Genomic DNA, 10,790 nt, shown 5'->3' with positions numbered 1-10,790 from the left:
GACCGAAACTCACGATCTCGACGCCAGGGTGCGGGGGCGGGTGGGGGTGTGGGGTGGGGTGGTTGTGCGTAGGTTGGGGGGATGACCGGGATCATCAGCCCGCAGGAGTTCCACGAGGCCGACGGCGTGGAGGACTGGCAGGTGCGGCCATCAGGCGCGTCGGCACGGTTCCACACCGGGTCGTTCGCGGTGGGTCTGGAGCTCGTGGACACGATCGGGGCCCTCGCGGACGCCGCCGACCACCACCCGGACGTGGACCTGCGGTACACGGACGTGACGGTCCGGGTGGTGTCGCACGACGTCGGGGGCCTGACCGACAGGGACGTGATGCTCGCCCGGCAGGTCTCCGCGGCGGCGCGCGCCATGGGGGTGGAGGCCGAACCCCCGTCGTCGGTCGACGACGGGCTGGACATCCGGTTCCAGGTGGTCGCGTTCGACGCCGCCGACCTCGATGCGGAGAGCACGTTCTGGGCCGGTGTGCTCGGGGGGACGGTCGAGGCCGAGGACGACTGGCACATGGTCATGGTCGACGGTGAGCCGCGCATCGGGGTGCAGCTCGCCCCCGACCACGTGCCCCCGGACTGGCCGGACGGTCAACCACCCCAGCAGATGCACCTGGACCTGTGGGTGCCGGACATCGCCGCCGCGCACGAGACGGTGCTCGGGCTGGGTGCGCGCCTGCTGCAGGAGGACACCGGTGACACGTTCCGTGTCTACGCCGACCCCGCCGGGCACCCGTTCTGCCTCTGCTGGTGACGCCCCTCAACTGACCCTGCCCCTCATCTGCGGTGGGGGAACAGGGGGTTGACCAGCGGTTCGGCCAGGACGATCGCCGACGTCGGGTCGGCGAGGTCGACCATCTGCTGGTTGTCCCGCAGCTGGAGCCGGTTCATGCACATGCGGGGGAACGTGGGCGTGAACAGGTCGTGCCCGGTGAACCGGTCGGCGAGCTCGGGGTGGGTGTCCTGGTAGCGGTGCACGCACCGGGCGACCTGCGCCCAGAACGCGTCCGCGCCCAGCACGCCAGCCTCGTCGAGGACGCCGGCGAGGAACCGCAGGAAGCAGTCGATCACGTCCGACTGCACCGCCAGCAGCTGGTGCTCGCGGGCGAGGTCGGTGACCACGCGCGACACCTCGGCCGGGACCGCGCCCCGGCGGGCGAGGGGCCCGTCGGCGAACACCGCGACCTCCTCACCGATGTCCTTCATGATCACGCGGGTGGGGGTGTGGTCGTCCAGGACGAGGATGACGTTCTCCCCGTGGGGCATGAACACCAGGCCGTGCGCGTAGAAGCAGTGCAGTACCGGCACCAGGTAGGCGTCCAGGTAGCGGGCGACCCAGTCGCGGGGGTCACGACCGGAGGCGCGCACCATCTCGACGACCAGGGGGACCCCGTCGTCGTCGACGTGCAGCAGCGACGCCATGGTCGCCAGACGCTCCCCCGCCCCCAGCCGCCCCACAGGGCTCTCGCGCCACAGGGCGGAGAGCATCTTCGTGTACGGGGACGGCCCCGCCTGCTCGTAGAGAGGGTGCCGGTACCCGACCGCCGCGACCTCTCGCAGGACCGTGAACCCGGCCGCCCGCAGGGTGCCGTCCGCACCCACCACCGCATCGACCCACGTGTTGATCGCCGGTGTGACCTGCATGTACGCCGGTGACAACCCGCGCATGAAGCCCATGTTCAGCACCGACAACGCCGTCTTCACGTAGTGGCGGGTCGGGTGGTCGACGTTGAAGAACGTGCGGACGGACTGCTGGGGCTGGTGGGCGTCCGTGCCCTCACCGAGCAGGACGACCTCCCGCGCGGCGACCTGCGGGGCGAACGTGACCGCGATCTTGTTCTGCCACTGCCACGGGTGGCACGGCACCAGGACGTACTCGGTGGGGTCCAGGCCCAGGTCCCGCAGGCGGCCGTCGAAGCGTGCCAGCTCCCCTGCGTCGAGCTGGCCGCGCAGGGCCTGCCGCGGGGTGTCGCCGTCGACGTGCGCCCACACGCACCGGTCCTGCCGCACCGCCACCCACACCAGGTGCACCCACGCGCCGGTCTCCGGGGCGTAGCGCAGGTAGTCGTCCAGGCCGAACCCGACCCGGCCGTTGTTCGCCACGAAGCACGGGTGCCCCTCGGTCATCGCGGCCTCGGTCGCCTGCAGGTCCGCATCCAGCAGGTCCCGCGCCGACGGGGCGTCGGGCCGCAGCTTCCACGCCCGGCCCGCGAGGGTCGCCGCGACCTCCTCCAGGTAGGTGGGCAGCACCCGGGCGTCCAACCCGATGGTCCGGCGCACGTCCAGGACCAGCTGCTGGGCGTCGACGGGTGCGGGCCGGCCGTCGACCTCACGGGTGAGGCTGTCCGGGTCGACGACCCAGTGGTCCAGCGGCAGCACGCGTGCCCGCATGCGCCACACCACCCGCGGGTCGTCGCCGTGGAGCACCCACCGGGCACCGCCGGCGTCGCCGTCGGGGCGGGGGGTGAGGAGCTGCTCGTGGGTGAGCTCGGCGAGGGTCTTCGCGACCTGGGCGCGGTGCGCACGGTCCATGCGGAGCGGGTCCAGGTGCGCGAGGGGCGGGGCCGGGTCTGCCTGCGGCAGGGTGAGGGTCGTCATCGGGTCCTGCTCTCGAACGCGGTGCGGGTGCACACGCTGATCAGCGCGCGCTTGTCGGACAACGCGACCTCACGGTCGACCACGAAACCGACGGCCTCGTTCAGGGCGTGGATGCGGTGGTTGCGGACGTCGGGCTCGACGACGACGCGCCGCACACCCGGGTCGGCGAAGCAGTGCGCCATGACGGTGCGCATCACCGCGAGGGTGAACCCGCGCAGCGGCACCACGGGGGTGCCGACCAGCAGGTGCATGCCCAGGTCACCGGGCCCGACGGGCACCTGCTGGGCGAGCTCGTGGTGGGTCGGGTCGTACGTCTCGAGGAGGAACGCGGGCACCCCGTCGTGCAGGCCGGTGCGGGCGTCCCGGTGGGGGTCGGCCAGGGTCGCGGCCAGGTCGTCACGGACGTCCTGCACGGTCGCGTGGCGCATGCCCCAGAACCGGGCCCGGTCGGTCGTCACCCACGCGTGCACCACGGGGACGTCCGCGTCAAGGTCGACGGGCCTGGTCGTGAGGGCGCCGACGGTCGTCACGGTGCTCACCGGGCCGCCTTCGACAGGTCCGCGGGTCGGGGCGGCACGGCGTCGGTGGGGACCCCGAACTGCTGGAACGCGACCCGCTGCTCGATCGGGTAGGGGCGGTAGCCGAGCACCTCGGCCAGGATCACCGAGTTGCGCCACGCCCCCATGCCGAGGTCGGGGGCGACGATCCCGTGGGTGTGCAGCTCGGCGTTCTGGACGAACACCCCGCGGCCGGTCACGTCCACCGCGAACGTCGGGCCGGCCTCCAGGCGACCGCGGGAGTCCAGGTGCAGCCGGTCCTTGACGGGGTCCAGGAACGTGGGGACCTCGTGGCTGTACCCGGTGGCCAGGACGATCGCGTCGGTACGCAGCTCGAACCGTTCGTCCAGCTCGGTGTGGCGCACCCGCAACCGGTGCCCGGCCCCGTCCGGCACCACGCCCGTGACCTCGCACGCCGCGACCAGCTGGGCCGGGACGGCGTCCCCGAGGGACCGCCGGTACAGCTGCTCGTGGATGGTGTTGACCAGGTCCGCGCTGATGCCCTTGTACAGGCCCACCTGGCTGCGCAGCAGGTCTTCGCGGCGCCGGGGGTCCAGGGACTGCACGTGCCGGCTGTACTCGGGGGACGTCAGCTCCAGGGTGAGCTTGGTGTACTCCAACGGGAAGAACCGCGGGCTGCGGGTGATCCACCGCACCCGGTGCGTGGGGCCGGCGTGGGCGAGCAGGTCGCTGACGACCTCGGCCGCGGACTGGCCGGACCCGACGACGGTGACGTCCTGGTGTCCGAGCAGCTCGGGTCGGGCGTCCAGGTACTGCGCGGAGTGCCAGACGGGCCCGTCCAGGTCACGCAGCGGCGGCGGGACGTAGGGGGTGCTGCCCACCCCGACGACGACGTGCCGTCCGTGGTGCACCTGGGGGGTGCCGTCCCTGGGGTCGACGGACCGCACCGTGTAGGTGCCGGTGGGCTCGTCCCACTCCACGGCGGTGACGTGGCGGTGGAACTCGACGGTGTCGAGCTGCTCGACGGCCCACCGGCAGTAGGCGTCGTACTCGCTGCGGTACGGGAAGAACGACTCCCGCACGTAGAACGGGTACAGGCGCCCCTGCTGCTTGAGGTGGTTGAGGTAGCTGAACCACGAGGTGGGGTCGGCCATGGTGACCAGGTCGGCCATGAACGGAACCTGCAGGGTCGAGTCCTCGAGCATCATCCCGGGGTGCCACCGGAACTCCCCGCGCGCCTCGAGGAACACCGCGTCCAGGGGCAGGGGGTCGGCCAGGCACGCCAGGCCCAGGTTGAACGGGCCGAGCCCGATCCCGATGAGGTCGTGGGTGCGCATCAGGAGGTCCTCCCGGTGGTGGTGCCGCCCGGGCCGGGCCCGGTGCGGTCGGCGAGGGCGTGGCGGGCGTGCCCGCGCACCAGGTCCAGGACCCGACGCACGTCCTGCAGGGTGGTGGCGGGGTTGAGCAGGGTGAGCTTGAGCCACGTCCTGCCGTCCAGGACGGTGCGGGCCACGGCCGCCATCCCGGTGGCGAACAACCGGTCGCGGGCCTCGCGGTTGACGCGGTCCAGGACGGCGGCGTCGACGCCGGACTCCTCGAAGCGGAACAGAACGGTGCTGAGGTCGGTGCCGGTGACGACGGCGAAGTCGGGGTCCACCGCGAGGTCGTCCCGCACCTGGGCGGCCAGGTCGATGACGGTGTCGAGCATGTCGCCGATGCGGTCCGGGCCCAGGACGCGCAGCGTCATCCACAGCTTGAGGGCGTCGAACCGGCGGGTGGTCTGCATGCTCTTGTCGACCTGGTTGGGCACGGCGTGCTCGTCGTGGGGGTTGAGGTAGTGGGCGTGGTGGGTGACGTGCCGCAGCGTGGCGCGGTCGGCGACGAGCACCGCGCTGGACGCCACGGGCTGGAAGAACGTCTTGTGGAAGTCGACGGTCACCGAGTCCGCGCGCTCGATGCCGTCCAGCAGCGCGCGCCGCCGTCGGGAGACGAGCAGCCCGCCCCCGTAGGCGGCGTCGACGTGGAACCACACCTGGTGGCGTCGGCACGTCCCGGCGATAGCGGTGAGGGGGTCGACGACGCCGAGGTCGGTGGTGCCGGCGGTCGCGACGACGGCCATGACGGTGCGGCCCTGCCGGTGCAGGTCGGTGAGGGTGCGGTCGAGCTCGGTGGGGTCCATCCGGCCGCCGGGCTCTGTGGCGACGGTGACGACGGCGTCGGGCGCCAGACCGAGGACCTTCGCCGAGGTGCGGGCGCTGAAGTGGGTGTGCCCCGTGGTCAGGACGCGCAGGTCGTGCTGGGCGGCGCCCCGGGCCAGGGCCTCACCGCGGGCGACGAGCAGGGCGTGCAGGTTGGACTGGGTGCCGCCGCTGGTGAAGATCCCGTCGGCCGCCGGCCCGAACCCCATGCGCCCGGCAGTCCAGGTGAGCAGGTGGCGCTCCATGTGGGTCGCGGGGCCGCTCTGGTCCCACGTGTCCAACGAGGAGTTCACGGCGGTGGCCAGCAGGTCCGCGACGACGGCCGGGAGGGCGACGGGGCAGTTGAGGTGCGCCTGGTAGTGGGGGTGGTCGAACCAGACCGCGTGGTCGACGTACAGGCGCCGCACCTCGTCGAGCGCTGCGACGGTGTCGCCCAGGGCGTCGTCCAGGTCGACCGCGCCCACGAGGGCAGCGGACTCGGCGGGGGTGATCCCGGAGAACGGTGTGCGCGGACCGGCGAACGCGGCGGTGAGCAGGTCGCGCGCCTGGTCCAGGTTGGCTGCGAGGTGCTCGACGCCCGTGGCGTCCAGCAGCGCCGGCTCGCCGGTGGCGGCGACGGGGTGGGGCGGTCCACCGATGTGGACGGGTGCAGTGCTCACAGCGCCTCCTGCTTGATTAGGTAAGGCACACCTAATCTCTACGACGAGGGCCGTGTCAATCCGCGTCTCGCGACGGGTCACAGGAGCACCTGGCGCCGCGGCGGGGGACGCGGGGGAGGATGGGGCGACCGCTCGAGCGTTGGCCTGGGCCAAGGCCTCAGGCCGGAGCGGACCGGGAAGAGGGCTACTCCGGGGGAGTGTCCACACGCGGGCCCGTCGTTGCCGCGCCGCGGCCGATGCGACGTGCCCGCACAGATCCGATGATCACGACGAGTGCAGCAACGATGATCGCGGCGGATCCCAGGTAGAAGAGCGCGGGCATCCCGGATGGCGCGTCGTACGTCATGAGGGTCCCGCCATCTTCTGAAAGCCATGTGCAACGCCATCCGAATGGAATCAGACTCTGCTCTGAGCCGCCCCTCGACCCATCTTCGGCGACAAGTTGACCGCTCCCTGGCTACTGCGTCACAACAGCGATCCTGGGTGACCAGCGACACCTTCCGCAAGCCATCGGGCAGCGCCGTCAGGGCACCACACCGCGTCCCGACGCCCTCAGCCGGTCATGAGGCTCGGGCCTCACGGATGGCCCGGAAGTGGGGCGACAGGAAGGCCAGCTCGTCGAGCATGCCCTTCGCCGCGGCCTCGTGGTTCTCGCTCGCGTGGAGCTCTGCATCCTTGATCAGCTGACCCGCGAACTGGAGCGCCACCTGGCCGGGCAGCGGAAACATCTTCATGGTCGACAGCACGGGCTTGAACGCCTGCGCAGAGCGCAGCCCTCCCGAGGTGTTGCCGTAGCTGACCAGGCCCACCGGCTTGTAGTGCCACTCGTCGTAGAGGCAGTCGACGGCGTTCTTTGCCGAGGCCGGGAACGAGAAGTTGTACTCGGGAAGCACGAACACCACGGCGTCCGCGGCTTCGATCGTCTCGCTCCAGGCGAGCGTGTGCGGCTTGGTGTACCGCCGCTCGTTGGGCTCGGCCTCCTCGTCGAGCAGGGGCAGCTCGAGCTCGGCGAGGTCCGTGGTCCGCACCTCGAAGCCACCGTGCCCCTGCGCGAGGCGCGTGAACCACGAGCCCACGACACCGCCGATCCGGGTCGGCCGGGTACTGGTGACGACAACCTGCAAGACGTCCATAGCGGCACTCCTCGGTTCGACGCGCCGCCGGAGCCCCTGCCCAGCGGTTGACACGTCAATCACGTTATCGAGGCCGAGGTTGATGCGTCAATGCGCGCGGTAGCATCGGGCGATGGCCGACGCCGAACCCACCCCGGACCCCCAGACTGCGGGTTCCGTATGGCTCACTCCCCGCGAGACGGCGACGTGGCAGAGCTACCGCCGGCTGAAGCAGCTCGTCGATGCGGCGGTGGCCGCTGACCTGCGCCGGGACTCAGGCATCTCAGAACCGGACTACCACGTCCTGTCGACGCTCAGTGAGACGACGGGTACCGACTGGCGTCTGCGCAACCTCGCCGAGCGCCTCATGTGGACCCGCAGCCGCCTGGCCCACCAGCTGCGCCGCATGGAAGGACGCGGACTCATCGCACGCCCCGACACCCCCGGCCCCGGCGGACCGGGGATCACCCTGACCGAGGAGGGGTGGCGGGTGATCGTCGACGCCGCGCCGCACCACGTCGCGTCCGTGCGGCGGCGCTTCCTGGACGCCCTGGACCCGGAGCAGCAGGCCGCGTTCGCGACGTTGGCCGAGACAGTCGTCGAAGCCCTTCAGGCGCAACCCGACGCAGCCAGCGCGGACGACTGACCCGACCTCAGGTCGACCAACTGGTCTGTCTACCTGAGGAGTGCTCATGGACCGGGACCGTGACGGCGCTGCCCGCACGCTCGGGCGGCTGGCGTTGGGCGGCGTGCTGGCGACTGCCGGGGTCGGTCACCTGACGGTGGCCCGGGAGGAGTTCCAGGCGCAGATCCCGCCGTGGATCCCCCTGGACCTCGACGTCCTGGTCGTTGCCTCGGGCGTTGATGGCGCTCTCTGAATCTCCCCAGGGCTGCTTGGTGAAAGTCCCCACCCGGGTGTGGGTGTCAGGTTAGTGGTCGGCGGGTGCCGGTGGTGGCGCGTCGGAGGGTGTCGGTGCGGGCGTGGTGGTCGCGTAGGCGGTAGCTGTCGCCGTCGAGGTTGAGGACGACGGAGCGGTGCAGGAGGCGGTCGAGCATGGCGGCGGCGACGGTGGTGTCGCCGAGGATCTCGCCCCAGGACGCGACGCCGCGGTTGGTGGTGAGGATGATCGAGGTCTTGGTGTAGCGCTGGGCGATGACCTGGAACAGGGCGGAGGCGGCTTCGGCGGGTAGGGGCAGGTAGCCGAGCTCGTCGATGACCAGCAGGGTGGGGCCGGCGAAGAAGCGCATTGTGTAGGCCCAGCGGCCCTCGATCGCGGCGCGGTGGCAGCGGGCGGCCAGGTCCGCGGCGGTGGTGAAGTAGGTGCGGTAGCCGGCCTCGGCGGCCTTGCGCGCCAGCCCGACGGCCAGGTGGGTCTTGCCGGTTCCGGGTGGGCCGATGAGCAGCACGTTCGTCGCGGTCTCCAGGTAGCGGCAGGTCGCGAGTTCCCCGATCAGGGCCGGGTCGACGCCGGCGGCGGCGTCGAGGTCGAACCCTTCGATGGTCGCTGGGGAGGGTAGGGAGGCGAACCGCAGTCGTCCGGCCAGGCGGCGGGCCTCGGTCGCGTCGACCTCCAGGGCGAGCAGGCGTTCCAGGGCGGCGGTCAGGGACAGCCCTTCGGTGGTCGCGGCGTCCAGGACCGCGGGGAGCTGTTCGGCGGCGGTGGTCAGCTTCAGCGTGGCCAGGTGGGTGCGTAGCTGCTGGTAGGTGGAGGCGGGCGAGGCGGTCATCGGGGTGGTGGTGCTCATGTGAGGGTGTTCCTTCTGTGGGCGGCGCGGGCGTAGGTGTCCAGGTCGATCACCACGTCGGCGGCGGAGCCTGGCCTGGTGGTGGGGGTGCACAGGGCGTCGGCGGCGGTGGTGGCCGCCGGTCCGGGCGGGACGCGGCGCTTGTGCCGGTGGCGGGGCCCGGTGTCGGTGGCGGTCATCGCCGCGGTGTTCAACGCGACCACGTGGTGCTCGGTGCGGATGGTCGCGCCGGTGCCGGGGGCGATCAGGCGGTGGCGTGCCAGGACCACCGCTGGGGTCGCGGCGGCAGCGATGTGGAGCTCGTCGGTGCCGTGGGTCACCGAGACGGTCACTCGGGCGCGGGCGAGCTCGGGTGGGGCGGAGTAGAAGTTCCCGGCGTAGGCGACCAGCCCCTGGGCGGTGACGGTCCGCACGACCTGCGTGGTCACCGGGAACGGTGCCGGCAACGGGCGCAGCGGCTCGGCCTCGGCGAGTTCGCCCACGGTCGTGGCCCGGTGCGTGCCGTCGGGGTCCAGCACGACCCGGCGGCGGGTGTCGCCCTTGACCGCGCGCCAGGTGTCGATGCGGGCCTGGGCCTGCTCGACGGTGATCGGGCACCCGTCGATGGTCTCGGGCATGGACCGCCAGATGCGTTGCGCGGCGGTGTGGTTGGCCTTCTCCACCACGCCCTTGCGGTTCCCGCGCCGCGGCGGGCAGACCTCCACGGTGACGGCGTAGTGCTTGGCGACCGCGGCGAACGTGGCGGTGACCTTCCCCGTGCCCGGGGTCGCGACGGTGGCCATTCGGTCGAACCGCCAGGCCCGGGTCAGCCCACCCAGCCGCTCGGCGACCTGGTGCAGGGCGACGATCAGGTGGGCTTGCTCCACGGACTCGGCCAGCACCCCGCGCCACCTGCTGGAGTGCGAGGATGCGCCGACCAGCAGGTGCGCGGTCTTGCCCCACCCCCAGTGCGCGGGCGGGTCGGGCAGCTCCACCCAGTCCCACTGCGTCTCCGCGCCGGGCGGGTGATCGATGATCGCCACCGGGCGGTCCTTCAGGCCCCGGCACGCCTCGCAGACCGGGCGCAGGCCCCGGTCACGGATCTGGCGGGTCAGCGTGGAGTAGCCCCCGGACCAGCCGAGCTCCTCCAGCTCATCGGCCAGCGTGGTGACCCACAGGTGCGGGTCCTCGGCCAGCCGCGCGCGGACGTACTCGCTGAAGGGGGCGAACGGGTCCGGGCCCTGCCGGGCGCGGACTCCGGCGACCCGCTGCCCGGTCAGGTAGGCGCGGATGGTCTTGCGGTCACGGCCCAGGTGGCGGGCGATCGCCGTGATCGTCCACCCCTGCTTGTGCAACGCGTGCGCGTCGATGTCTTCCTCCCGTGTGAGCATGAGCAGCAGGAGCCCCTTCGATCGGCCGGCGAGTGGTCAGAGACCGCCAGCCTCGAAGGGGCTCCGCCGTTCCCGGCGGAGCCACACGGGTGGGGAATTTCAGTGAGCAGGTCTGGGGAGATTCACCTGAGCGCCGTCAGCGTCGTCGAGGTCGTTCTGGGCGCTGCTCTGCTTCTCGCACCTCGCCGGTACCGGCGGGTCGTCGGATGGGTGGTCGCCGCGCTCTTCGTCGCGATCTTCCCGGGGAACATCTCCCAGCTGGTGGCCCAGACGGAGCCCGACAGATCTACCGGATCCTCAACACCACCGAACCCGTCGCCTACCCCACTTGAGGGCTCTTCGGATCTATGCGTGGTTGGGCCTCCAGGGTCGGTTGCCGGAGGCGGCCAGGAGGATGCGTAGGCGGTAGTGGGTGAAGGTGCGGAAGCCGTGGGCCAGGCGTCGGGTCTTCTCGATGATGAGGTTGATGGCCTCGGTGCCGCCGTTGGAGACGCCGTCGGTGTCGAAGTGGGTCAGGATCTGGGTGCGCCAGGCTCGCAGGGTCCGTCCGAGGCGGGCGACTTCGGGGATGGGGCAGGTGTGGAGGG

Annotated in this window: 11 protein-coding genes; 3 read left to right on the top strand and 8 right to left on the bottom strand. The window is 71.8% G+C overall.

Features of this window, described 5'->3' with window-relative positions; genetic code table 11:
• Nucleotides 1-81: 81 nt before the first annotated feature.
• Nucleotides 82-756: a VOC family protein gene (locus N869_RS18835; RefSeq protein WP_084136815.1), complete on the top strand. Its 675-nt coding sequence runs from the start codon at nucleotides 82-84 to the stop codon at nucleotides 754-756.
• Between the two features lie 23 nt (nucleotides 757-779).
• Here the strand turns inward: N869_RS18835 and N869_RS09440 are convergent, their stop codons facing one another.
• From N869_RS09440 to N869_RS09420, 5 genes are all read right to left on the bottom strand, one after another.
• Entirely contained in the window at nucleotides 780-2,600 is a 1,821-nt protein-coding gene (locus tag N869_RS09440; RefSeq protein ID WP_052105311.1) for an IucA/IucC family protein, read from the bottom strand.
• Nucleotides 2,597-3,139, bottom strand: a complete 543-nt coding sequence (locus N869_RS09435) for a GNAT family N-acetyltransferase (RefSeq protein WP_052105310.1) — start codon at nucleotides 3,137-3,139, stop codon at nucleotides 2,597-2,599. Before N869_RS09435 ends, N869_RS09440 begins: the two co-directional genes overlap by 4 nt.
• On the bottom strand, nucleotides 3,136-4,455 hold the full coding sequence (locus N869_RS09430; protein WP_052105309.1) for a lysine N(6)-hydroxylase/L-ornithine N(5)-oxygenase family protein: 1,320 nt from the start codon (nucleotides 4,453-4,455) through the stop codon (nucleotides 3,136-3,138). The genes N869_RS09435 and N869_RS09430 overlap by 4 nt, the downstream gene beginning before the upstream one ends.
• The gene (locus N869_RS09425) at nucleotides 4,455-5,975 is read right to left on the bottom strand and encodes a pyridoxal phosphate-dependent decarboxylase family protein (protein ID WP_084136813.1); all 1,521 of its coding nucleotides are present in this window, start codon (nucleotides 5,973-5,975) and stop codon (nucleotides 4,455-4,457) included. The genes N869_RS09430 and N869_RS09425 overlap by 1 nt, the downstream gene beginning before the upstream one ends.
• Before the next feature lie 560 nt (nucleotides 5,976-6,535).
• Complete coding sequence (locus N869_RS09420) at nucleotides 6,536-7,108, bottom strand: NADPH-dependent FMN reductase (RefSeq protein WP_035060679.1); 573 nt, start codon at nucleotides 7,106-7,108, stop codon at nucleotides 6,536-6,538.
• Nucleotides 7,109-7,220: 112 nt separating this feature from the next.
• On the opposite strand from N869_RS09420, the gene N869_RS09415 reads away from it, so the two are divergent.
• Complete coding sequence (locus N869_RS09415) at nucleotides 7,221-7,733, top strand: MarR family winged helix-turn-helix transcriptional regulator (RefSeq protein WP_198026024.1); 513 nt, start codon at nucleotides 7,221-7,223, stop codon at nucleotides 7,731-7,733.
• Nucleotides 7,734-7,779: 46 nt separating this feature from the next.
• Entirely contained in the window at nucleotides 7,780-7,965 is a 186-nt protein-coding gene (locus N869_RS09410) for a DoxX family protein (RefSeq protein WP_052105308.1), read from the top strand.
• 46 nt (nucleotides 7,966-8,011) lie between these two features.
• On the opposite strand, the gene istB is transcribed toward N869_RS09410, so the two are convergent.
• The 3 genes from istB to N869_RS09395 all read right to left on the bottom strand — a co-directional run.
• Nucleotides 8,012-8,833 (bottom strand): IS21-like element helper ATPase IstB, encoded by an 822-nt coding sequence (gene istB / locus N869_RS09405; protein WP_035060677.1) that lies wholly within the window; start codon nucleotides 8,831-8,833, stop codon nucleotides 8,012-8,014.
• Complete coding sequence (locus N869_RS09400) at nucleotides 8,830-10,203, bottom strand: Mu transposase domain-containing protein (protein WP_035060675.1); 1,374 nt, start codon at nucleotides 10,201-10,203, stop codon at nucleotides 8,830-8,832. Before N869_RS09400 ends, istB begins: the two co-directional genes overlap by 4 nt.
• 345 nt (nucleotides 10,204-10,548) lie before the next feature.
• The coding region (locus N869_RS09395; protein WP_035060673.1) for a transposase at nucleotides 10,549-10,790 on the bottom strand (242 nt) is incomplete at its 5' end.

The sequence above is a fragment of the Cellulomonas bogoriensis 69B4 = DSM 16987 genome, from assembly GCF_000767165.1.
Taxonomy (GTDB): domain Bacteria; phylum Actinomycetota; class Actinomycetes; order Actinomycetales; family Cellulomonadaceae; genus Actinotalea; species Actinotalea bogoriensis.
Note: the sequence above shows the minus strand (reverse complement) of the source record. Positions and strands in the feature narration are given on the sequence as shown.